The organism is Methylobacterium sp. PvR107 (genome assembly GCF_017833295.1).
GTDB lineage: Bacteria > Pseudomonadota > Alphaproteobacteria > Rhizobiales > Beijerinckiaceae > Methylobacterium.
Window position 1 is genome coordinate 2868551 of record NZ_JAFIBW010000001.1, and the last position, 21265, is coordinate 2889815.

Below are 21265 nucleotides of genomic sequence, written 5' to 3' on the forward strand. Positions count from 1 at the left end.
GATGACGGCGCGCTGCGCCGCGTCGCGCCCGATGACGCGCCCGTCAGCCCTCGATGATGCGCTCGTCGAGCTTCCGGTCGACGGTCTCGACCGTGCGGTCGATCTCGGCATTCGGCTCGCCGAGCTGGTGCGCGATCAGCTTCACCAGCAGGTCGACGCGCTCGATGTAGGGGGCGCCGTTCGCCACCGCCCGCGCGGCCGAGGACGGCTTCAGCAGGCTCTCTGCGGCCTTGGCGTATTTCTCGAACGGCACCTGATCGGCCGGATCGGCGCCAAGCTTCCGGGCAATCCCGTCGACGTGCTCGTAGATCGCCCGCGAGCGCGCCAGATCGCCGTGCACGGCGTCGTGGATCGATTGCGGCTCGCCGGGCGTGATGCAGCGGTAATTGCCGGTCAGCAGCATCGACCACTTGGCCAGCGGCACGAACAGCGAGTCGAACACCTTGAGCTTCACCGGCACGTCCTGCCCGTCGAGGCGCACCGCGTCGATATCGGCCTCCAGCTCCCGGAGCAGGCGGTTATGGGCCTCATCGTCGAAGGTGGCGGCCTTGAAGTTCGTCGGCAGGCCGACATGGAGGACGTTGGCCTCCTCGTCGGGCGGCCGGAAGGCCTGCGGATCCGGCGAGCACAGCGACACCAGTCCCGGCTCGAACCGGTCCCAGACGCCCGCATTGGTGTAGGCGTCCTCGAGGTCCATGGCGGCCAGCCCCGGGATCCGCTTCAGATAGGGCAGCGGCGGCATGTTCATGATCGACAGGCACGGCAGCTTCGCCGCGGCGATCTTGATCATCAGGACGCGGATCGTGTGGTTGTTGTACTGCGGCTCCTGCATGGCGAGGCCGACGAGGTCGTAGCGCGACACGTCCACGTCTTCCGGCGGCATGGCGTCGACCTTTCCGGGCAGGTCGCGCGAGTGGATCGCCCGGTGCTCCTTCTCGTCGCGCAGCTTGATGCGGACCTCGGTCCCCTCGCGGTTGATCAGGTCCGCGGTCTTCCGGCGGCACACCAGGGTCACGTTGTGACCGGCCATCAGGAGCTTGGTCCCTAGGAGCGAGCCGTAGGAGGCCCCCAGGATCAGGATGTTCTTGGCCACGTCGTTCCTCCCCAGCATTGAAGACTGCTGTGTGTTGTCTGGCTGCTGGGAACAGCGCGTCCGCGCCACGGCCCCAATCGCACATGCGATGGATGGCAGCCGGGCGAGAGGAAGGCAAGCCTTCTGGTATACCTAATCCCAAAGCCGCTGTGATGCCCCGCGGGTGACAGCCGGGTCGATCCCTATCCTCGCGGCCTGGGATCTCCACAGGGTGCGATCGTCGTTCCGGGACCGCGCAGCGGCGTCCGTAATTAAAATACGTTGCGTGCCAGGAGCTTGCACCGTCGGTGGTTCTGGATTCCGGGCTCGCCTTGGGCGACCCGGAATGACGATGCCGCACGCGGGGGCAGCGAGATCCGAGCTACGGTTGGTGGCAGGCTGCCCCCTATAAACGCTACCCCCACAGCTCAGGCGCGGGGGGATGCATCAGGCTGCCCTCGTAGCGAAGCGGCGGATTGCGGTCGCGGGCCAGCAGCAGCGGCCCGTCGAGGTCGACGAACGCCGCGTCGTTCGCGAGCAGAGCCGCCGGCGCCATGCCGAGCGAGGTGCCCAGCATGCAGCCGACCATGACCGCGAGCCCCCGCGCCTTCGCCTCGCGGGCCAGCAACACCGCCTCGGTCAGGCCGCCGGTCTTGTCGAGCTTGATGTTGATCGCGTCGTAACGCCCGGCGAGCGCGTCGAGGCCGGCCCGGTCATGGAGGCTCTCGTCGGCGCAGACCGGCACCGGATGGGCGATCTCGGCAAGCAGGGCATCGGCATCGGCCGGCAGCGGCTGCTCGATCAGCGCGACGCCCGCCTTCAGGCAGGCTTCGAGGTTGGCTTCCAGGTTCTCCGGCCGCCACGCCTCGTTGGCGTCGACGATCAGCCGGGCCTCCGGCGCGCCGGCCCGCACGGCGGCGATGCGCTCGGGATCCCCGTCCCCGCCGAGCTTGACCTTGAGCAGCGGCCGGTGGGCGGCCCTGCGGGCGGCCTCGCCCATGCTCTCCGGCGTGCCGAGGCTCAGCGTGTAGGCGGTGATCGCCGGCCGGGGTTCAGGGAGCCCGGCGATGGCCCAGGCGGGACGCCCCTGGAGCTTGGCTTCGAGGTCGAACAGCGCGCAGTCGAGGGCGTTGCGCGCGGCGCCCGCCGTCATGCGCGCCATCAACGCCTCCCGGCCTATCCCGGCCGCGATCGCCTCCGCCTGCCCCTCGATCAGGGCGCTGACGCTCTCCACGCTCTCGCCGTAGCGCGGATAGGGCACGCACTCGCCGTGCCCGACCCCGTTCGCGTCGGTAATGGTCGCGACCACCACGGCGACCTCGGTGCGGCTGCCGCGGGAGATCGTGAAGGCCCCCGCGATCGGGAATCGTTCGACGGCGAGGGTCAGGCGGCGGGCCATGGCGTACGGTTTCCCGGTTGGAGCCTTTGGTCGAGGCAGTCCTCGCCGTCATCGCGAGCGCAGCGAAGCGACCCAGTGATGCGCGGCACTCGAGACCGTGGCGCTACCTGGGATTGCTTCGCTCCGCCCGCAAAGACGATGTCGGAGCCAGCGCAGGCGGGAGGATCAGATCGCCGGGAAGTCGGCGACGATCCGATCGATCAGCCCGTCGACGCCAAACCGCACTGGGTCGGTAGCGGGCAGGCCGTGCTCGGCCGCCAGCGTCTCGAGGAGGGCCCGGGCCTCGCCCTCGGCGAGCGCCTGGGTGTTGACCGCGATGCCCACCGGCTTGATCGCCGGGTTGGTGAGGCTGCCGAGTTGCACGGTGAGGTCGATCACCTGCTGGATCGTCGGCAGCTCGTGCTTCACGCCGCGCATCGTGGTGCGGGTCGGCTCATGGCAGACCACGAAGGCGTCGGCCTGGGCGCCGTGCAGCAGGCCGAGGCTGACGCCCGCGAAGGAGGGGTGGAACAGCGAGCCCTGGCCCTCGATCAGGTCCCAGTGGCTCGGGGCGGCCTCGGGCGAGATCGTCTCGACGGCGCCGGAGATGAAATCCGCCACCACGGCGTCGATGGCGACGCCCCGGCCGGAGATGAACACGCCTGTCTGGCCGGTGGCGCAGAAATCGGCGTCGAGGCCCCGCTCGCGCATGCCGCGCTCCAGGGCCAGCACGGTGTACTTCTTGCCGACCGAGCAATCGGTGCCGACGGTGAGCAGGCGCCGTCCCGCCCGCTTGGTGCCCTTGCCGGTGGGGAAGCGCTCGTCGGTGTGACGGACATCGTGGAGCTGGCGCCCGCGCCGCGCCGCGGCTTCCGCGATGGCGGGCACGGCGCCGAGCTTGACGTGCAGGCCGCTCGCCACGTCGAGGCCGGCCTCGATCGCCGCGACGATCTCCTTGACCCAGTGGTCGGGCAGCACGCCACCGGCGTTGACGACGCCGATCACCAGGGTCCGGCAGCCCTTCGCCAGGGCTTCGGGCAGGGTCATGTCGGGGATGCCGAGATCGGCGGCGCAGCCCGGCAGGCGCGTCTGGCCGACGCACCATTCGGGGCGCCAGTCCTTGATCCCATAGGCGGTCTTGGCCGCCAGCGTGTCGGGCACGTCGCCGAGGAACATCAGGTAGGGCGTGGCGATCTGCATCGGTGGAGCAACCTTCTCCGGGAGGCCGGCGGACCGTCTATGCGGGATCGCGGGCGCCGGGCGCAATGCATGAGGCCGGCCAGGGCCGTGCACGCGCCCATCGACAGGCGCATGCCGGGGCTGCGCCACCCGAGATGGGCGCCCGTCCAACCCTCTCCCTCATCCTGAGGTGCAGGAGCGCAGCGGAGGCCTTGAAGGAGGCCTCTAGGGATCGCGCCGCTGGCTGGGGGACCCCTTCGAGGCCCGCGCGCGGGCACTTCAGGATGAGGTCGCGTTTGCTAGAGCCGGTCTTACCCCGGAGGCGGGTGGCGTCCGCGCTCAGGCGGCGCGTCGTCGCGCGACCTGGGCCTCGTTCGCCACCGCCTCGACCGGCGACAGCACGCCGGTCGCCCGGACCAGCCCCTCGGCCCCCGCCAGCGCGCCCGCGCGCAGTTCCAGCCCGAGGAAACGCGCGCGCTCGAACGGACCCGGAAGGGTGAGGCCCTCCGCAAGCGCCCGGTCGAAGCCGAAGCGGGCGTAATAGGGCGCGTCGCCGACCAGCAGCACGGCGCCGTGGCCGAGCGATTCGGCCCGGCCGAGGGCGGCCTGCATCATCACCGAGCCGAGCCCCTGTCCCTGGATCGCCGGATCGACCGCCAGCGGGCCGAGCAGCAGCGCCGGGCGGCCGAGGCCGACCTCGACGTGCCACAGCCGCAGGGTGCCCACCAGCCGCCCGGCGCGGGTCGCCGCGAAGGCGAGGCCGCGCGCCGGCAGGCGTCCCTCGCGCAGGCGCTCCGAAGTCTTTCCGCGTCGGTTGCCGGGGAAGCACGCGTCGAGCAGGCGCTCGCGCGCCGGGACGTCGTGAAGGTGCTCCGCGCGGATCTCGATCATGACAATGCCCTCCCCGGGGCCGGCATGCGGGAGAAGCGATGGATCGTCTCGGCAAGCGATCAGGGCCGGCCGACGTTTCCGGAGAAACGACAGCGGCCCTTATCGCCGCGTGACCGCAGGGTGGTTCCAGACGAACGGGATCCGTGCGTCCGCCTCCTGCCGCGCGTCACCCGCCGGGAACGGTTTCGGAAGAAGGCCGCCCGGAATGTCCCGGGCGGCACGCGCGATCAGATCACGATCTGCTGAAGGGGCGGGAAGCCGTTGAACGCCACCGCCGCGTAGGTCGTGGTGTAGGCGCCCGCGCCCTCGATCAGCACCTTGTCGCCGATCGAGAGCGAAATCGGCAGCGGGTAGAGCTGCCGCTCGTAGAGCACATCCACCGAATCGCAGGTCGGGCCGGCGATCACGCACGGCTCGGTCGCATCCCCGTCCCGCGCGGTGCGGATCGGGTAGCGGATCGCCTCGTCCATGGTCTCGGCCAGCCCGCCGAACTTGCCGATGTCGAGGTAGACCCATCGGACCTCGTCTTCGGCGGCCGACTTCTTCGACACGAGCACGACTTCGGCCTCGATCAGGCCGGCATTCCCGACCATGCCGCGGCCCGGCTCGATGATCGTCTCGGGGATCTGGTTGCCGAAATGCTTGGTCAGGCCCCGGAAGATCGCCTCGCCGTAGCTCTCCACGCCCGGCACCGCCTTCAGGTATTGGGTCGGGAAGCCGCCGCCGAGATTGACCATCGACAGGCCGATGCCGCGCTCGGCGCACTCGCGGAAGATCCCGGCCGCGGAGCCGAGCGCCCCGTCCCAGGCCTCGGTGTTGCCCTGCTGCGAGCCGACATGGAATGAGATGCCGTAGGCCTCGAGTCCCTGGCGATGGGCGTGCTCCAGCACGTCCGCGGCCATCTCGGGCACGCAGCCGAACTTGCGGGACAGCGGCCAATCGGCGCCCGCGCCGTCGCACAGGATGCGGCAGAACACCCGCACCGTGCCGGCCGGCACGCCCAGCGCGTCGGCGGCCCGGGCGATCTTCTCCACCTCGGCCTGGCAATCGACCGCGAACAGGCGGATGCCGAGCTTCAGGGCGCGGCCGATGCAGCGCTCCTTCTTGATGGTGTTGCCGAAGGAGATCCGGTCGGCGGTGGCGCCAGCGGCCAGCACCATCTCCATCTCGGCGACCGAGGCGGTGTCGAAGCACGAGCCCATCTCGGCGAGCAGACGCAGCACCTCGGGGGCCGGGTTTGCCTTCACGGCGTAGAACACCCGGGTGTCCGGCAGGGAGCGCGCGAAGGCGGTGTAATTGTCGCGCACGACGTCGAGATCGAGGACCATCACGGGGCCCTCGTCCTGACCGAGGTCGCGGCGCACGCGCAGGTAGTCACGGATGCGGTCGGTCATGGTCGTCTCCCGGCACGGGTTCGCGAGCGCCCTTACGCGGGGCGCGCTGTCGAAGATGACGGCCTGACAGGCCGCCGGCGTCAGGGGGCGATGCGTCGCGCCGGCCCACGCGCTTTGGAGACGCGTGCATCCGTGCGGGCGCAGAGCACCCGGAAGCTGCCGTGGATTGGAAGGGAGGACCCCCACCGCACGCCGGGCAAAGAGAAACAAGCCTCTTCGGTGCCGGCCTTTGGAGGGCCGACGAGACCAAAAAAGCCCGTTCGTCGTTGCTTTAAGCTGCGTCCCCCGTGGAGAGCGGGGTTCGCCGGTTTCGCCTCCGGCTGCCGGTTGTTGTCGGGGTCCGGTGTTGCCACCTGGATGCCGGCCGTAGGGATCCACCCTTGCGACCATCGATCCTTTAAGACCCCTGGCGGCTGTCCGGCAGTTGACCGGATGCCCACCAACCGACACGCGGCCACAGGCACGTGCGAAATTGGGCACGGCGCATATACGGAGACGAGCCCCGCGCGGCAAGGGGACGAGCCCCCGCAACGCCCGCTTTTCCGCCCGGAATTCACACCCCGCGCGGTCCGTTGCAAAAACGACGCATTCCGACGGTGCGCGGCAAGCCGTGCGGGCTTCCCAAGCGGGGTGGAAGCGGGCATCTGACCGGAGTAGGCAGAGTACTCAGGCGAGCAAGCGATGGCCGGGCCGATCAGATCCACCGCGACGGCGCGGGCGTGAGCGCCCCCCTGCGCAACCCGGTCGGCGACGGGCTTCCCGAGCCGACGATCCGCACCGCCACGCTCGCCGATCTCGACGCCCTGGTCGCCCTGGAGCACGCCGCCTTCGCCACCGACCGAGCCGAGCGCCGGGCGATCCGCCACGCGATCCTGTCGCCCACGATGGACGTGCTGGCGGCGCTGATCGACGCGCCGGACGCGGATCCGACCCCGGTCCTCGTCGGCGCCGCGGTGCTCGAGCGGCGGCGCAGCAGCCGGATCGCCCGGCTGGCTTCGATCGCGGTGGCGCCGAACCGTGGCGGCCTCGGCCTCGGCGGCAGGCTGCTCGACGCCGCGGAGGCCTACGCCCGCGCCCGGGGCTGCGACCGCCTCCGGCTAGAGGTGCGCGCCGATAACGGCGCCGGCATCCGCCTCTACGACCGCCGGGGCTACGTCCGCTTCGCGGTGCGGCCCGACTATTATGAGGATGGCATGGAGGCCTGGCGCTACGAGCGCGGGGTGTAAAGATCTCGCCGGCGCGGTTCCGGGCCCGACCGACCGCGACAGTTTATGCAGCCCGCTCCGCCATCCCGCGCCCCGCGGCGCGACCAGTGGCCGAGAAACGCCGGCCGCGGCCGCGCCGCCCTGGATGGGAAGGCCCCGCTGCGCGCGCGCAGACGGATGCGCCCGGACAATGCAGATCGGCTCCGTTTCGTGCCGTTGCGCCGACATGAACCCGACGGGACCCGTCGCAGAGCCGGATGAGAGGCCGCTTCTCAGGCGTAATTTATAACATCAGCCGACCGGATTGAGATTTTACTATAGTATATTTTATCAATCTGAGCGTATTTAGTCACATAAATAAACTGCATGACCAAGTCAGGAAAAATTCATTCCGTTTGTTGCTTGCTTAGATCCTACACCATAAGACAGAACATCACGTAATCTGGGATCCTGACCCATGACCCTCTGGCTGGGACGCTTCTCGATCCGGACGCTGTTGTGCTTGGTCATCGTGATCATGGCCTGCATGGCGCTGGGCGACGCGGTCCGGACCCTCATCGACGCGCGGTCTCAGGCGACGGCTGCGGACGGGGCCGTGACGTTGACCCAGGCGAGCCGGGGACTCCTCAAGGCCATCCTGCAACTGCGGATCGAGCGCGGATCGACGATCGCCCTCGGGGGTGAGGCGCCCGCGGATACGAAGACCCTGTCGACCATCGCGGCCAGCCGGCAGGCGACGATCGAGAACTACCGCCGCGCTCAGCACAGCCTGAGGGATCTGGCCGAGCCGGCGGTCGGCGCGACGCTCGGTCGCCTGAACGAAGCCCAGGCGGTGATGGCGGCCGTCCGGCCCCGCATCGATGAAGCCCTGGGACTGCCGAAAGCCCGGCGTGACCCGGCACTGCGGGACGCCGCGCTGGCCGCGTTCCGGGACTTGCTGGAGGCCCTGACGGCAACGCTGAAGGCGGTCGACGCGGCCATTCCCCGGTCCGATCCCGTCCTGCAACGCTATCTCGCCCTCAAGCAGGCGGCCTGGGACACGCGCGTCGCCAGCGGCAACGTCGCGGTGCGGGTGCAGACGTCCCTGGTCACCGGGACGTCGTGGTCCCTGCCCGAGACGGTCGCGGCCGCGGAAGAGCGGGCCGAATTGTTGAACGCGTGGCGGCGCACGTCCGAGGCCGCGACCGACGTCACCGCGGCGGTACGGGCCGCGTTCGAGAAGGCAAAGGCGAGCAATTTCGAGGGGGACACCAAGGTCATCGCGCAAGCGGTCTTCGACGCGCTGAGCACGCGCACCGCCGCCGGCTACACGTTCGACGAGCTGCGCCAGCGCAACATGGAGAACCAGCGCTTCATCGTCGACCTCTGCGACGCGGCCCTCGACGCGATGGTGGCGCGTGCCGAGACCCTCGCCGACGCAGCCCGGAGCGTCGTTGCGCGCAGCCTGGTGACGTTGCTGGCGGTGATCCTCTTGGTCGCCCTGGGCCTGTGGACCCTGTTTGCCGGCGTTCTGCACCCGCTTGGGGCGCTGACCGCGGCGATGCAGGCGCTGGCGGACGGGGACGCCTCCGCCACGGTCCCGGGGCGCGCCTACCGCAACGAGATCGGCGCGATGGCGCGGGCCGTCCAGGTGTTCAAGGACAACCTGATCCGCGGCCGCCGGATCGAAGCCGAGGCGGCCGAGGCACGGGCGGCGGCGGAGAGCCAGCGCAGATCCGACCTGCGGGCGATGGCTGAGAACTTCGAGCGCACGGTCGGCGGCATTATCGGCCAGGTCTCGGATTCGGCCGGTGCCCTGCAGGCCACCGCCCAGACGATGACGGTGACCGCGACCGAGACCGCCGGCCAGTCCAGCACCGGAGCGGCCGCCGCCGAGGAGGCCGCCGCCAACGTCAACACCGTGGCGGCGGCCGCCGAGGAGCTCGGCGCCTCCGTGGAGGAGATCGGCCGGCAGGTCGCGGGCTCGACCCGGCTCGCCGCGGGCGCGGTCTCGGAAGCCGACCAGACGGGGGCGTTGGTCCGGGAACTGCGCGGCGCGGTGGCGCGGATCGGCGACGTCGTCGGGCTGATCGCCGCGATTGCCGGGCAGACGAACCTGCTGGCGCTCAACGCCACGATCGAGGCGGCGCGCGCCGGCGACGCGGGGCGCGGTTTCGCGGTGGTGGCCTCCGAGGTGAAGGCCCTGGCCGCACAGACCGCCAAGGCGACCGAGGAGATCGCCGGCCAGATTGCGGGCATTCAGGGGGTAACCGGCGAGGCCGTCGCGGCGATCGACGCGATCACCGGGCGGATCCAGGAGATCAGCGGTGTGGCGAACGCGATCGCGGCGGCGGTGCAGGAGCAGGGTGCGGCCACGCAGGAGATCGTCCGGAATGTCGGGCAGGCGGCGATCGGCACCGGCGCGGTGACCAGCACCATCCTCGGTGTCGCCGGAGCCGCCGAGACGACCGGCCGGGCGGCAGGCGCGGTGCTCGAAGCGGCCTCCGCGCTGTCGCGGCAATCCGAGCATCTCGGGGCCGAAGTCGCGCGCTTCCTGGACACCGTCCGCGCCGCCTGAGGGCCGGTGGCGGCCGCATCGCGGCGTGTTCCGCCCCGATCCCGCCCGGTTAGGGGAGTTTTACGTGTGCCGCGCTACATCCTGCGGATTGCCCGTGAGAGACCCCGCCGCTCATGAGACGCCGTCCATGGCCGTGATCGCCGCCTTCATCATCAATGCGGGGCTGAACTTCGTCCTCGGGCTGTTGATCGCCAAGCTTCTGGGGCCGGCCGATTTCGGCCGGTTCGCGCTGGCGACCACCGGCGCCATCGTGCTGAACACGGTTCTGTTCGAGTGGCTGCGCCTCTCGGCGACGCGGTTCTACTCGGGGCGCGTGCGACTCGACGAACCCTGGATCCGCCACGGGCTCGACCGGGCCTACCTGCGCCTCGGCCTGCTGCTGCTCGCCGCCGCCGCCCTGTGCGGCGCCTTCGGCTTCGCCGGCGGCGCGGACGGCCGCGAGGCGGTCCTGTGCGGCACCGGGATGGCGGCCCTGGGCATCGGCGTGTTCGACTACCACGCGGCGCTCGCCCGGGCGCGGTTCGACGGACGGCTCTATCTCGGCCTCGTCGCGGTGAAGAACGTCCTGTCCTTCGCCATGATGGCGGCCGCCGCCTGGTGGCTCGTCCAGCCGGCCTGGGTGCTGGCGGCGGCGGGCTTGAGCCAGCTCGTCGCGGTGTTCGTCCTGCGCCATCCCCTGCGGGACCCGCGCACCCCGTTCGAGCGGCCGCGCCTGTCCGGCACCTGGCGGGTCTTCGCCCGCTACGGCCTGCCGCTGATCGCGGCCAACACCGCCTATCAGTGCCTTGCCTTCGTGAACCGCGGCGCCATCGCGGGCCATGCCGGCTTCGCGGAGGCCGGCTATTTCGCCCTCGCGGCGGACGTGACCTCCCGCTCGCTGACGACGCTCGGCACGGCGCTCGACCTGCTGCTGTTCCAGCTCGCCGTCCAGGCCGAAGAGGAGCACGGACGCGCGGCCGCCGAGGCGCAGGTGGCGGAGAATGCCGGCACCGTCTTCGCGCTGCTGGCACCCTGCGCGGTCGGGTTCTGGGCGGTGCTGCCGGCGCTCCAGGGGCTGGTGGTGCCGGACGCCTATCGCGGGCCGTTCGAGACCTACAGCGTCGCGCTGTTGCCCGGCCTGTTCTGCCTGTCGATGATGTTCTACGCCCTCAACCCGGTCTTCCAGATCCGCCGCCGGACATTTCCCGTGATCGCCGCCGCGCTGGTCGGGCTCGCGGTCAACGGCGCCGGCCTGCTGATCCTGCCCGATCGGATGGGCGGGATCGGCGTCGCCCTGGCGCAGACCGCGGGCCTCGCCGCCGCCGGGCTGTGGCTCGGCTGGCGCGCGCTCACGGGTCCGGAGCGCGTCGTCCTGCCGTGGGGGGAGATCGGAGTCGCGACGCTCGCCTGCGCGGCGATGGGGCTCGTCCTCGCCCCGTTCCGCCACCTCCCGCCCGCCACCGCGCTGGCGGTCCTGGTCCCGGCCGGTGTTGCCGCCTACGGCGCCCTGGTCTGGATCTTCGACATCGCGGGCCTGCGGCGGCAGGTCCTCGCCCGCTTCCGCCCGGCGCGGACGGTCGCCGCGGAGTAGGTGCGGACCGCCATGGCGTTCCGCTCCTGTTCTCGCTAAACCGGGCCCATGTCCGAAACCGGCCTGATCGATCACCCCGACGGCTGCCCCCGCTGCTGGTGGGCCGGCCTCGATCCGCTCTACGTCGCCTATCACGATACCGAGTGGGGCGTGCCCGAGCGTGACGGCCGGGCCCTCTACGAGAAGCTGATCCTCGACGGCTTCCAGGCCGGCCTGTCCTGGATCACCATCCTGCGCCGCCGCGAGGGGTTTCGCGACGCCTTCGCGGGATTCGACCCGGAGCGGATCGCCCGCTTCACGGACGAGGACGTGGGCCGGCTGATGGGCGACACCCGCATCATCCGCAACCGCGCCAAGATCCAGGGCACCATCGCGGGCGCTCAGGCCTGGCTGCGGATCGAGGAGCGCGGCCCCGGCTTCGCGCGCTTCCTGTGGGATTTCGTGGACGGGCAGCCGGTGCAGGGCATCGCCCGGAGCCGCGCCGAGATCGCCACGGAGACCCCGATCTCCCGGGCGATCGGCAAGGCCCTCAAGGCCGAGGGCTTCTCGTTCTGCGGGCCGACCATCGTGCACGCCTTCATGCAGGCGGTCGGCATGGTCAACGATCACCTCGTCGGCTGCCATCGGCACGGACCCTGCGCGCGCCTGGGGCAGGCGCGATGAGCGGATCTGCGCCCGATCCGGCGCCGCGCGCGTGGCAGCGGATGCTCTCCGGCCGGCGCCTCGATCTCCTCGATCCCGCGCCCCGCGACATCGAGATCGCCGACATCGCCCACGGCCTCGCCCGGGTCGCCCGCTGGAACGGCCAGACCCGCGGCCCGCACGTCTTCTCGGTGGCCCAGCACAGCCTGCTGGTCGAGGCGGTGGGCCGGCACGTCGCCCCGGCCTGCACCGACCCGGACGGGCTGGAGCTGCTGCTGCACGACGCGCCGGAATACGTGGTCGGCGACATCATCTCGCCGTTGAAGGCCGCGATCGGGGATGCCTATCGCGGCGTCGAGCTGCGCCTGCTGGACGCCATCCGCGGCCGGTTCGGCCTGTCGGCCCCGGCGGCGGCGCTCGTCCGCCTGGTGAAGCAGGCCGACCGGATCGCCGCCCATCTCGAAGCGATCCGCCTCGCCGGCTTCGCGCCGGAGGAGGCCGAGCGCTATTTCGGACCTGCCGCGGACCTGCCGGACCGGGTCCTGGCGCTCGCCGAGCCCTGGCCGACCGCCGAAGCCGAGACGCGGTTCCTCGCGCGCTTCGACGCGCTCCGCTCAAGCTGACACGCGGCTGCCCTCGATCCGTCACGATCGCACGCCAATGGCGCGCTGACCATGCCGAGCCTCCACGTCTGCCCCCTCTCACGCCTGCCCGAGACCGTCGCGGCGACCGGCGCCAGTCACGTGCTCACGCTGATCAATGTCGGCACGCCGCTGGAGCGTCCGGCGGTGATCGACGCCGAGAACCACGCCGTCATCGGCGTCAGCGACATCGCGGCCGCGCGCGACGGACACGTTCTGCCGGCGGAGGAGCACGTGGCGCGGGTTCTCGATTTCGTCCGGGCCTGGCCGCGGGAGAAGCCGCTGGTGATCCATTGCTATGCCGGGATCAGCCGCTCCACCGCCGCGGCCTTCATCGCGGCCTGCGCCCTGACGCCCGAGCGCGACGAGGCGGCGATCGCCGACGCCCTGCGGGCCGCCTCCCCGTCGGCGACGCCCAATCCGCTCTTCGTCGCCATCGCCGACCGGATGCTCGGCCGCGACGGGCGCATGGTCGCGGCCATCGCGCGGATCGGCCGCGGCGCCGACGCGTTCGAGGGCACACCGTTCTGCCTGACGCTCGCGTGACCGCCGTCCGGAACGGGTTCCGTCACGGCCGCCGCTCCCAGTCTGCGACCGAATGGCGGCAATCTCCCGCTCTCTCCAAGTGTGGCGAAAACGCCGCCGCACGCTTCCAAAACGGTGCGGAGCCGGCCGCCAAACCTGTGCCCCGGGTTGTGGCGACGGGGGCTGGCGCCGTAGAAACCCTCCAAAGGAAGTATCTGGGATGAGTGCGAGCAGACCCGAGGTGGCCCCCGCTGCCGGCGACCTGCCCTTCGAGAAGGCGCTGGAACAGCTCGAGGAAATCGTGCGCCGGCTCGAACGGGGCGACGTCCCGCTCGACGAATCGGTGGCGATCTACGAGCGCGGCGAGGTGCTGAAGAAGCATTGCGAGGCGCTGCTGAAGCGGGCCGAGGCGCGGATCCAGCGGATCACCCTCGGCGCCGACGGGCGGCCCGAGGGCGTCGCCCCGCTCGATATGTCCTGAGGCTCGGCGATCAAACCGATCCCATCCGTTAGAGGTTGATGCCGTGGCAATTACCCCCGAGCAGAGCGCGCTTCTCGACCGAATCCCGAATCCTGCGGCGTTGCGCGGGCTTCCGGAATCGGATCTGCCGGCTGTGGCGGACGCGGTGCGCGCCGAGATGATCGACGCGGTGTCGATCACCGGCGGGCATCTCGGCTCGGGGCTCGGCGTGGTCGAGCTCACCGTCGCGCTGCACCACGTGTTCGACACGCCCGACGACCGCATCGTCTGGGACGTCGGCCACCAGTGCTACCCGCACAAGATCCTCACCGAGCGCCGCGACCGCATCCGTACGCTGCGCCAGGGCGGCGGCCTGTCGGGCTTCACCAAGCGGTCCGAGAGCGTCTACGACCCCTTCGGCGCGGCGCATTCCTCGACGTCGATCTCGGCCGCGCTCGGCATGGCGGTCGCCCGCGACCTCGACAACGCCACCGCCAAGCAGAAGGGCGGCGCCCTGAAGCGCCGCAACGCCATCGCGGTGATCGGCGACGGCTCGATGTCGGCCGGCATGGCCTACGAGGCGCTCAACAACGCCGGCGCCCTGCACTCGCGCCTGATCGTCATCCTCAACGACAACGACATGTCGATCGCGCCCCCCGTCGGCGCCATGTCGGCCTACCTCGCCCGGCTCGCCTCGGGCGGCGCCTACCAGTCCCTGCGCGAGACCGCCAAGCAGCTCGGCAAGCTCCTGCCCAAGGCGCTCTACCAGCGCGCGGCCGCGGCCGAGGAATATGCCCGCTCCCTGGTGGTGGGCGGCGGCACCATGTTCGAGGAGATGGGCTTCCACTATGTCGGCCCGGTCGACGGGCACAACCTCGACCACCTGCTGCCGGTGCTCAAGAACGTCCGCGACGCCGAGCACGGCCCGATCCTGCTGCACGTGGTCACCCGCAAGGGCAAGGGCTACGCCCCGGCCGAGGCCAGCGCCGACCGCTACCACGGCGTGGTCAAGTTCGACGTGGTCTCGGGGGTCCAGGCCAAGGCCAAGCCGAACGCGCCGGCCTACACGCGGGTGTTCGGCGAGAGCCTGATCAAGGCGGCCGATGCCGACGACAAGGTCGTGGCGATCACCGCGGCGATGCCGGGCGGGACCGGCATCGACCTGTTCGGCAAGGCGCATCCGGACAAGACCTTCGACGTCGGCATCGCCGAGCAGCACGCGGTGACGTTCGCGGGCGGCCTGGCGACGGAGGGCTACCGGCCGTTCGTGGCGATCTACTCGACCTTCCTGCAGCGGGCCTACGATCAGGTCGTGCACGACGTGGCGCTGCAGAACCTGCCCGTGCGGTTCTGCATGGACCGGGCGGGCTTGGTCGGCGCCGACGGGGCGACGCATGCGGGCGCGTTCGACCTCGCCTACCTGTGCTGCCTGCCGAACATGACCGTGATGGCGGCGTCCGACGAGGCCGAGCTGGTCCACATGGTGGCCACCGCGCACGCGCATGATTCGGGGCCGATCGCGCTGCGCTACCCGCGCGGCGAGGGGGTCGGCATCGAGCTTCCGGAGCGGGGCGAGGTCCTGGCCGTCGGCAAGGGCCGGGTGGTGCGCCGGGACGCGGAGGCGCGGGTGGCGATCCTGTCGCTCGGCACGCGTCTGGCGGAGGCGCTGAAGGCGGCGGACACGCTGTCCGAGCAGGGCGTTGCCGTGACGGTGGCGGATGCGCGCTTCGCCAAGCCGCTGGACGCGGCGCTGATCCTGGAGCTGGCGCGGGACCACGAGGTCCTGATCACGATCGAGGAGGGCTCGCGGGGCGGGTTCGGCGCGATGGTGCTGCATCTCCTCTCGGAGCGGGGCGCGCTGGATGCGGGCCGGGTCCGGGTGCGGACGATGACGCTGCCGGACAGCTACCAGGACCACGACAGCCCGGAGAAGATGTACGCCGAGGCCGGCCTCGACGCGCAGACCATCGTCCGGACCGCCCTCGACACCCTGCCGGAGGCCGCCGGAAAGGCGGAGCCGGCCAGCAACGTGGTGAGCGTTCGCCGTCGGCCGCGCTGATCCCGGACATTCTGGTCCGCGGCGACCCGCACATCCTGCGCTGCGGCGAAACGAGAAGGGCCAGCCGTCAGGCTGGCCCTTCTGCTTGGTTCGGGAGCGGCCTTATTCGGCCGCCGTCATCTCGGGTGTGTAGTGGCCGCACCAATCCTGTGCGGCGACCACCGGCCAAAGTCCCTTGGACTCCGGCGCGGGCTGGCTGACGGGCGGATTGAAGCGGCACAGGCCGGCATCGTTCTGCGCGACGGCGCCGTTGCCCTTGTGCTCGTCGAAGAACCGGCAGGTCTCGCACTTCGCGTTCATGGTCAGGCTCCTGCGGGATCGGCGGCTCAAGGCCGCCCGACCTGGAACAAACGGACTTGGAACTTAGAAGAGATCCAATCTACCGAGCCAACGGCAGGACGCCCGGCCGGTTCCCTGGCATAAGCCTTCCGGCGAAGCGCGGGTCAGTGCGCCACCATGGCATTGTGGGTCGGCTTGGCCGTCCGGACGGTCGCGTCGGCAACCAGAACCACGAGAACCTCGCGGCCGGGATCGCCTCGATCCTCGAACGGGCCAGTTGGCTCTCGCGGAACAGTAAGTTCTGCCGCCGGTCCGGCGTGGTCACCACCGAGAGGAGGCGTGGCGGCTCGGCCGCAAGGCGCAATCCCCCAACCCGTCCCGTGCCCCCGACTCCTGCCAGGTCTCGCCGTCAGGCTAGGCGAGCTGGCTGTCACCGCCAGCCGGATCGCGACGGATCATGAGAAGGCCGCGATCCACCGGAACGAGAACCACCACGACCCTGGGCAAGTCGTCTGCAGCGGTCACGCGCGGCGCGCGCGCGGCCCCACCGTAAAGCCCGCGAGCAGCTGCTGCAGTTCGTCCTCGTGGACGAGGGTCGCGGCCTCCTCCGGCGCGACCCATCGCAACGTCCGCTGATCCCGCTCCGGCCAGCGTTCGTGCTGCACCTCGACCCGCAGTGGATACACGCGCACCTTGCAGGGGAGCGCGAGGCCGCCATCGAGGCGCTTCTCGTAACGATACCACCCGACCGGACTGGCCGCGATCTGGCCCTTCAGGCCGGCCTCCTCGAACGCCTCCCGCTCGGCCGCCCGGTGCGCCTTGCGGCCCAGCATCGGCCAGCCCTTCGGGATGATCCACCGCCCGGTGTCGCGCGAGGTGATCAGGAGAACCTCGATCCGGCCGTCCGCACCGACGCGGAACGGCAAGGCCGCGACCTGCTTGAGCGGTTTGGCATTCGCCTTCCGCAGCAGCTTCTTGAGGCTGGGACGCTTGGATACCGTCTTCAGTGCTGACCTCGGAACTGTGAGCGATTGGATTTTCTGCGCACCATCCTGCAATCGAAAGTCTCCTCCCGCTTTTACATAGTTGAAGATGGGGGGTTTGCATCCTGGCTAAAGTGTCGGCGAGCCATGCCTGTAACGCGGTGCCCGGAGCCGACTGGCGCGCTTGCCTTGCACCGCTTTGTCCGCGAAAGCTTTCGGGGTCGAACAGCAGCGAGTCGCGGCATGGCGGTCGAGATCGAGCGCAAGTTCATTGCAAGCCCCTCGGTTCTGACCTTGTGTCAATCGGGGACGCCCTTCGTTCAGGGCTATCTCGTCGCCGACGGCACCAACACGATCCGCATCCGCAAAGCCGGCGAGCACATGCTGGTGACCTGGAAAAGTCCGCGGCGCGGGGTCAGCCGCGACGAGATCGAGTTTCCGATCGCGCCCGAGGACGGCGCGGAGCTCCTGGCCCGCCTGCCGCCTGGTCGACGGCTGGAGAAGACGCGCTATTGGGTCGAGCATGCCGGCGCCGTGTGGGATGTCGACGTGTTCGGCGGCGGCCTCGCCGGTCTCATCCTAGCCGAGATCGAGCTCGAGCGGGAAGACCAGCCCGTGGTGCTGCCCCCGTGGGTCGAGCGGGAGGTCACGGCGGACGCGCGCTACCGCAATTCCCGGCTGGCCGCGGGCGCCCTTCCCGAGCAGCTGGCGGCGTGAGAGCGCGACGCGTGAACGCCCGGGCCGCGGCGCCGTTCTAACGGAATGCCCGACAGCCCGACCAACGTACCCACCAAGCGCCTCATCACCTGGACGCAGGATGTAACGGCCGGCGTGCCGCTCCCGCGCTTCGTCGGGCGAGTCGGCGCAGTAGAGGTCGGAATCTGCGAGTACGACGGATCGAGCCGGTTCTGGACGTGGTGGAGCCCCCTCGCCGAGGACATCTGGGGCCATGGCCAGGATGCCGAGGGCGCTCAGCGGGGCTGCGAGGCTTGGCTGCGCGGTTGGATCGAGAATTTCAGGCCGTTCTTCGCCTGACCGCGCCGGAGGTCGGTCAGGCGCAGGATCACCGACAATATTGCGGCAGGCGACGCTTCCAGCGCTCGCCGAGCCGCAGTTCGTTCCCCCGGCGCCAGGAGGGAACGGGTCGCGGCGACGGAGCCTGACCGGGCGGGGCCGGGATCGCGCGGGCGGACGCTTCGGGAGCCTCAGGAGCGACGGCCGGTGCGGGCCGTGGGGAGGCGCGGCGAGGCTTGGCCGCAGGCTCCACCGCGGGGGCGCGGGGTGCGGTCGCCACTGCGGAGGCCTGCTCGACGCGGACCCGCGGACGGCGCACCCGCGGCGTCGCGGCCGGTTCGGCCTCCGATGCGGAGATGGCCTCCGGCTCGGCCGAGATCTCGAACATCGGGACCAGGCTCGGAAGGACGCGCCGGGCCGGCGCCTGCACAGGCCGCTCCTCCTGCCGGGGAGCCGGTGCAGCCTGAAGGGCCGGCTGGGTCGGCTTCACCTCGGCCTCGGCCAGTTCCGGCCACAGGCTCTTGTCGGAGCGTGTCGCGGGATGAGGTGAGGTCAGCGCTGTGCGTGCGGTACGAGTGTGCTTGACTTCGACCATAAACGGTCGCGCGCTGCGGCGCTTCATGCAGAACGATCCTTGGAAGCATTCGGGCCGATACATCAACGGCGCGAACACCCACAGGCTAAGCCTGATCTCCGGAGATGTCCAGAAAGACGAACCCGAACGTGATCGATTTCTTCGGTATTGGGACCAGCTCTCACGGCATCCGAGGGTCGGAACCTCGGAACAGCGCCGGATTTCGGCTTGATCAGGCGGCCTGCGCCTGGGCCGTCGGGACCTGCGCCGCCACCGCGCGGCTGGGCTCGAACAGGGACCGGTACAGAGCCGCCGGCGTCCGGGTCCGACCGCTGCCGTCCATGATCGTCACATCGGCCATGCCGGCGGCGATCAGGCTCATGCCTTGATCCAGAGCGGTCAGGATTGAGGCGTGCTGATAGGCGAACCGGCGCGCGGACAGGCGTGCGGAGACGGTGAAGTTCATGACGATGATCCTGGAAAGCCCCGCCCGCCCTCGGACCTGGAGGACGGCAACGCCGCGCGAGGGCCGGGATCCGGTCCGCTCAATGCGGTGACCGCGGCCTGATGACTTTCAATAAAGTCCTTATATTGACGAAAGCTTGTTATCATCGACCTTTTTAAGGGGTTAAGAGGCTCCAGCCAGTCGCGCCCCGGGGATCGCAGAGGCCGGCCGACGGCGGAGCCGCCCGGCTGCGCGGGTCGTGGCGCTGAGGCAGGCTCATTGGATTCTCGTCGAGGAGCGCGGGATGGGCATTTCGGTCCAGCACACCGTCGCGACGGCCCTGGCCATACATGCCGGAACCGATGCCGCCGAGCGGCTCGCCGTGATGGGTCCAGCCGTGCGCCTGGCCCGCGCCGGACGGTGGCCCTGTCGATGATCCTGCACGAGCTGGCGACCAACGCGACGAAGTATGGCGCCCTCTCCTGCGAGGCGGGGCGCGTGCGGATCGTGTGGCACACGGCCCGTCGCGAGACCGGGCGAACCCTTCATCTGTGCTGGAGCGAGCATGGCGGCCCGCCGGTGACGCCCCCTCCGAACGATGCGGCTTCGGATCCCGGCTGATCGAGCGCACCCTGACCGACACGCCCGGGGGTGAGGTGGCGCTCCGCTTCGCGCCGGACGGCGTCACTTGCCCGATGAAGGCCGCGATCCAGCGCCTGCGGGAGACATGAAGGCGGGCTTGACGGTGTCCGGACACGACCCTGGCGTTCCTTGGCCCGGTGCGTGCTACGATCCGGCGGGACAAATCGGGCGGGCGGGCGGGCATGCTGAACAGACGATCTTTCGTGGCGCTCACGGGCGCCGCGCTCGCTGCTCCGGCGCTGGCGCAGGGCACGGCGTCCCGGACGCTCAAGTTCATCCCGCAGGCCGACCTGACGGTGCTCGATCCGATCTGGACGACCGCCTACGTGACCCGCAATCACGGGCTCGCGGTGTTCGACACGCTCTACGGCACCGATGCCGGCTACGCCGCCCAGCCGCAGATGGTCGCCGGCCACACGGTGGAGAACGACGGCACGCTGTGGCGCCTCACCCTGCGGCCCGGGCTGACCTTCCACGACGGCAGCCCCGTGCTGGCCCGCGACTGCGTGGCCAGCATCGCCCGCTGGGGCAAGCGCGACGCCATGGGTCAGACGCTCATGGCCTACACGGACGAGCTTTCGGCCCCCGATGACCGGACGATCCAGTTCCGCCTGAAGAAGCCCTTCGCGCTCCTGCCGGACGCACTCGGCAAGGTCGGCTCGTCGATCTGCGCGATCATGCCGGAGCGCCTCGCCAAGACCGACCCGTTCACCCAGGTGACCGAGATGGTCGGCAGCGGCCCGTTCCGCTTCAAGGCGGACGAGCGCGTGGTCGGCGCCCGCGTCGTCTATGAGCGCTTTGCCGGCTACGTCCCCCGCGAGGGCGGCGAGCCGCAATGGACGTCCGGTCCCAAGCGCGTCTTCGTCGACCGGGTCGAGTGGACCGTCATCCCCGATCAGGCCACCGCCGCCTCGGCCATGCAGACGGGCGAGATGGATTGGTGGGAGCAGCCCCCGGCCGACCTCGTGCCGACGCTCGGCACTCTGACGACACGGATCACCGACCCGACCGGCCTGATCGGCTGCCTGCGGATGAATGAGCTCCAGCCGCCCTTCGACAATCCGGCGATCCGGCAGGTGCTGCTGAAGGTCGTCGACCAGACCGACTTCATGCAGGCCGTGACCGGCACCGACCCCAAGCTGATTCATGTGCCGACCGGCTTCTTCTGCCCCGGCCTGCCGATGGCGAGCGATGTAGGCCTCGGGGCGCTCACGGGCAAGCGCGACTACGAGGCGGCCAAAAAGGCGCTCGCGGCGGCGGGCTACAAGGGGGAGAAGGTGGTGCTGATGGGCGCTTCCGACTTCCCGAGCCTGAAGGCGCTCGCCGACGTGGCGGCCGACATGCTGACCCGCGCCGGTTTCAACGTCGACTACCAGGTTATGGATTGGGGCTCGGTGGTGCAGCGGCGCGCCAAGAAGGATCCGGTCGCCCAGGGCGGGTGGAGCGCGTTCTGCACCTTCTGGGCGGGGCTCGATCAGGCCAACCCGGCGGTCAGCGCCTTCCTCCGGGGAACGGGACAGAGCGCCGCGATCGGCTGGCCGACCAGCGCGGCGATCGAGGCGCTGCGGGATCGATGGCTCGACGCCCCCGACACCGCCGCGCGCAAGAAGCTCGCGGACGAGCTCCAGCAGCAGGCCTTCACCGACCTGCCCTACCTGCCGCTGGGGCAATATTTCAACCAGACCTCGTTCAAGCCGTCCCTGACGGGGGTGCTCGACGGCGTCCCGGTGTTCTGGAACGTCAAGAAGGGCTGAG

At 70.5% G+C, this 21265-nt stretch carries 22 protein-coding genes; 13 read left to right on the forward strand and 9 right to left on the reverse strand.

Going from position 1 to position 21265, the window contains the following annotated elements:
• Positions 1-43 precede the first annotated feature (43 nt).
• The 5 genes from JOE48_RS13490 to JOE48_RS13510 form a co-directional block, all read right to left on the reverse strand.
• Positions 44-1093 carry a ketopantoate reductase family protein gene (locus JOE48_RS13490; protein ID WP_210030437.1) on the reverse strand — a complete coding sequence of 350 codons (1050 nt, stop codon included), beginning with the start codon at positions 1091-1093 and terminating at the stop codon, positions 44-46.
• A 394-nt stretch (positions 1094-1487) separates the two neighbouring features.
• Complete coding sequence (gene dgcA / locus JOE48_RS13495; protein WP_210030438.1) at positions 1488-2471, reverse strand: N-acetyl-D-Glu racemase DgcA; 984 nt, start codon at positions 2469-2471, stop codon at positions 1488-1490.
• Positions 2472-2636: 165 nt separating this feature from the next.
• On the reverse strand, positions 2637-3650 hold the full coding sequence (gene dgcN / locus JOE48_RS13500; RefSeq protein WP_210030439.1) for an N-acetyltransferase DgcN: 1014 nt from the start codon (positions 3648-3650) through the stop codon (positions 2637-2639).
• A 318-nt stretch (positions 3651-3968) separates the two neighbouring features.
• Positions 3969-4520: a GNAT family N-acetyltransferase gene (locus JOE48_RS13505; RefSeq protein ID WP_210030440.1), complete on the reverse strand. Its 552-nt coding sequence runs from the start codon at positions 4518-4520 to the stop codon at positions 3969-3971.
• Between the two features lie 227 nt (positions 4521-4747).
• Positions 4748-5914, reverse strand: coding sequence for a type III PLP-dependent enzyme (locus JOE48_RS13510; protein WP_210030441.1), 1167 nt, complete (start codon positions 5912-5914; stop codon positions 4748-4750).
• A gap of 719 nt (positions 5915-6633) precedes the next feature.
• Between JOE48_RS13510 and JOE48_RS13515 the strand changes: the two genes are divergently transcribed.
• The 8 genes from JOE48_RS13515 (at position 6634) to dxs (ending at position 15573) form a co-directional block, all read left to right on the forward strand.
• Positions 6634-7140, forward strand: a complete 507-nt coding sequence (locus tag JOE48_RS13515; protein ID WP_210030443.1) for a GNAT family N-acetyltransferase — start codon at positions 6634-6636, stop codon at positions 7138-7140.
• A 436-nt stretch (positions 7141-7576) separates the two neighbouring features.
• Positions 7577-9676: a methyl-accepting chemotaxis protein gene (locus JOE48_RS13520; RefSeq protein ID WP_210030445.1), complete on the forward strand. Its 2100-nt coding sequence runs from the start codon at positions 7577-7579 to the stop codon at positions 9674-9676.
• Between the two features lie 127 nt (positions 9677-9803).
• Positions 9804-11246 carry a polysaccharide biosynthesis C-terminal domain-containing protein gene (locus tag JOE48_RS13525; RefSeq protein WP_210030446.1) on the forward strand — a complete coding sequence of 481 codons (1443 nt, stop codon included), beginning with the start codon at positions 9804-9806 and terminating at the stop codon, positions 11244-11246.
• 48 nt (positions 11247-11294) lie between these two features.
• Positions 11295-11909 carry a DNA-3-methyladenine glycosylase I gene (locus tag JOE48_RS13530; protein WP_210030448.1) on the forward strand — a complete coding sequence of 205 codons (615 nt, stop codon included), beginning with the start codon at positions 11295-11297 and terminating at the stop codon, positions 11907-11909.
• A gap of 41 nt (positions 11910-11950) precedes the next feature.
• A complete protein-coding gene (locus JOE48_RS13535) occupies positions 11951-12511 on the forward strand; it encodes a hydrolase (RefSeq protein ID WP_210035745.1) in 561 nt (186 codons plus the stop codon).
• Positions 12512-12562: 51 nt separating this feature from the next.
• Entirely contained in the window at positions 12563-13075 is a 513-nt protein-coding gene (locus JOE48_RS13540; RefSeq protein WP_210030450.1) for a tyrosine phosphatase family protein, read from the forward strand.
• Positions 13076-13274: 199 nt separating this feature from the next.
• On the forward strand, positions 13275-13535 hold the full coding sequence (locus JOE48_RS13545) for an exodeoxyribonuclease VII small subunit (protein WP_192711363.1): 261 nt from the start codon (positions 13275-13277) through the stop codon (positions 13533-13535).
• A gap of 43 nt (positions 13536-13578) precedes the next feature.
• Entirely contained in the window at positions 13579-15573 is a 1995-nt protein-coding gene (gene dxs / locus JOE48_RS13550; RefSeq protein WP_210030452.1) for a 1-deoxy-D-xylulose-5-phosphate synthase, read from the forward strand.
• Between the two features lie 102 nt (positions 15574-15675).
• On the opposite strand, the gene JOE48_RS13555 is transcribed toward dxs, so the two are convergent.
• A complete protein-coding gene (locus tag JOE48_RS13555; RefSeq protein WP_091782746.1) occupies positions 15676-15873 on the reverse strand; it encodes a hypothetical protein in 198 nt (65 codons plus the stop codon).
• Between the two features lie 500 nt (positions 15874-16373).
• Complete coding sequence (locus tag JOE48_RS13560; RefSeq protein ID WP_409518580.1) at positions 16374-16778, reverse strand: NUDIX hydrolase; 405 nt, start codon at positions 16776-16778, stop codon at positions 16374-16376.
• A gap of 300 nt (positions 16779-17078) precedes the next feature.
• On the opposite strand from JOE48_RS13560, the gene JOE48_RS13565 reads away from it, so the two are divergent.
• Complete coding sequence (locus tag JOE48_RS13565; protein ID WP_210030455.1) at positions 17079-17552, forward strand: CYTH domain-containing protein; 474 nt, start codon at positions 17079-17081, stop codon at positions 17550-17552.
• Between the two features lie 45 nt (positions 17553-17597).
• Positions 17598-17870, forward strand: a complete 273-nt coding sequence (locus JOE48_RS13570) for a hypothetical protein (protein WP_210030456.1) — start codon at positions 17598-17600, stop codon at positions 17868-17870.
• A 28-nt stretch (positions 17871-17898) separates the two neighbouring features.
• Here the strand turns inward: JOE48_RS13570 and JOE48_RS13575 are convergent, their stop codons facing one another.
• Positions 17899-18471, reverse strand: coding sequence for a hypothetical protein (locus JOE48_RS13575; protein WP_210030458.1), 573 nt, complete (start codon positions 18469-18471; stop codon positions 17899-17901).
• A 184-nt stretch (positions 18472-18655) separates the two neighbouring features.
• The gene (locus JOE48_RS13580) at positions 18656-18889 is read right to left on the reverse strand and encodes a hypothetical protein (RefSeq protein WP_210030459.1); all 234 of its coding nucleotides are present in this window, start codon (positions 18887-18889) and stop codon (positions 18656-18658) included.
• A 283-nt stretch (positions 18890-19172) separates the two neighbouring features.
• Here JOE48_RS13580 and JOE48_RS30815 point away from each other — a divergent pair, with 283 nt between their 5' ends.
• The 3 genes from JOE48_RS30815 (at position 19173) to JOE48_RS13590 (ending at position 21264) form a co-directional block, all read left to right on the forward strand.
• Positions 19173-19304, forward strand: coding sequence for a hypothetical protein (locus JOE48_RS30815; protein ID WP_280921313.1), 132 nt, complete (start codon positions 19173-19175; stop codon positions 19302-19304).
• Positions 19301-19489, forward strand: coding sequence for a sensor histidine kinase (locus tag JOE48_RS13585; protein WP_210030463.1), 189 nt, complete (start codon positions 19301-19303; stop codon positions 19487-19489). Before JOE48_RS30815 ends, JOE48_RS13585 begins: the two co-directional genes overlap by 4 nt.
• Positions 19490-19692: 203 nt before the next feature.
• Positions 19693-21264, forward strand: coding sequence for an ABC transporter substrate-binding protein (locus tag JOE48_RS13590; protein WP_210030467.1), 1572 nt, complete (start codon positions 19693-19695; stop codon positions 21262-21264).
• Position 21265 lies beyond the last annotated feature (1 nt).

Excerpts from the sequence above, each read along its gene's own strand:
- dgcA (WP_210030438.1), bottom strand. The coding sequence starts at position 2,471 with ATGGCCCGCCGCCTGACCCTCGCCGTCGAACGATTCCCGATCGCGGGG.
- JOE48_RS13520 (WP_210030445.1), top strand. The coding sequence starts at position 7,577 with ATGACCCTCTGGCTGGGACGCTTCTCGATCCGGACGCTGTTGTGCTTG.
- dgcN (WP_210030439.1), bottom strand. The coding sequence starts at position 3,650 with ATGCAGATCGCCACGCCCTACCTGATGTTCCTCGGCGACGTGCCCGAC.
- JOE48_RS13510 (WP_210030441.1), bottom strand. The coding sequence starts at position 5,914 with ATGACCGACCGCATCCGTGACTACCTGCGCGTGCGCCGCGACCTCGGT.
- JOE48_RS13505 (WP_210030440.1), bottom strand. The coding sequence starts at position 4,520 with ATGATCGAGATCCGCGCGGAGCACCTTCACGACGTCCCGGCGCGCGAG.
- JOE48_RS13525 (WP_210030446.1), top strand. The coding sequence starts at position 9,804 with ATGGCCGTGATCGCCGCCTTCATCATCAATGCGGGGCTGAACTTCGTC.
- JOE48_RS13565 (WP_210030455.1), top strand. The coding sequence starts at position 17,079 with ATGGCGGTCGAGATCGAGCGCAAGTTCATTGCAAGCCCCTCGGTTCTG.
- JOE48_RS13580 (WP_210030459.1), bottom strand. The coding sequence starts at position 18,889 with ATGAACTTCACCGTCTCCGCACGCCTGTCCGCGCGCCGGTTCGCCTAT.
- JOE48_RS13555 (WP_091782746.1), bottom strand. The coding sequence starts at position 15,873 with ATGAACGCGAAGTGCGAGACCTGCCGGTTCTTCGACGAGCACAAGGGC.
- JOE48_RS13575 (WP_210030458.1), bottom strand. The coding sequence starts at position 18,471 with ATGAAGCGCCGCAGCGCGCGACCGTTTATGGTCGAAGTCAAGCACACT.
- JOE48_RS13540 (WP_210030450.1), top strand. The coding sequence starts at position 12,563 with ATGCCGAGCCTCCACGTCTGCCCCCTCTCACGCCTGCCCGAGACCGTC.
- JOE48_RS30815 (WP_280921313.1), top strand. The coding sequence starts at position 19,173 with ATGGGCATTTCGGTCCAGCACACCGTCGCGACGGCCCTGGCCATACAT.
- JOE48_RS13530 (WP_210030448.1), top strand. The coding sequence starts at position 11,295 with ATGTCCGAAACCGGCCTGATCGATCACCCCGACGGCTGCCCCCGCTGC.
- JOE48_RS13585 (WP_210030463.1), top strand. The coding sequence starts at position 19,301 with ATGATCCTGCACGAGCTGGCGACCAACGCGACGAAGTATGGCGCCCTC.
- JOE48_RS13570 (WP_210030456.1), top strand. The coding sequence starts at position 17,598 with ATGCCCGACAGCCCGACCAACGTACCCACCAAGCGCCTCATCACCTGG.
- JOE48_RS13590 (WP_210030467.1), top strand. The coding sequence starts at position 19,693 with ATGCTGAACAGACGATCTTTCGTGGCGCTCACGGGCGCCGCGCTCGCT.
- JOE48_RS13545 (WP_192711363.1), top strand. The coding sequence starts at position 13,275 with ATGAGTGCGAGCAGACCCGAGGTGGCCCCCGCTGCCGGCGACCTGCCC.
- JOE48_RS13535 (WP_210035745.1), top strand. The coding sequence starts at position 11,951 with ATGCTCTCCGGCCGGCGCCTCGATCTCCTCGATCCCGCGCCCCGCGAC.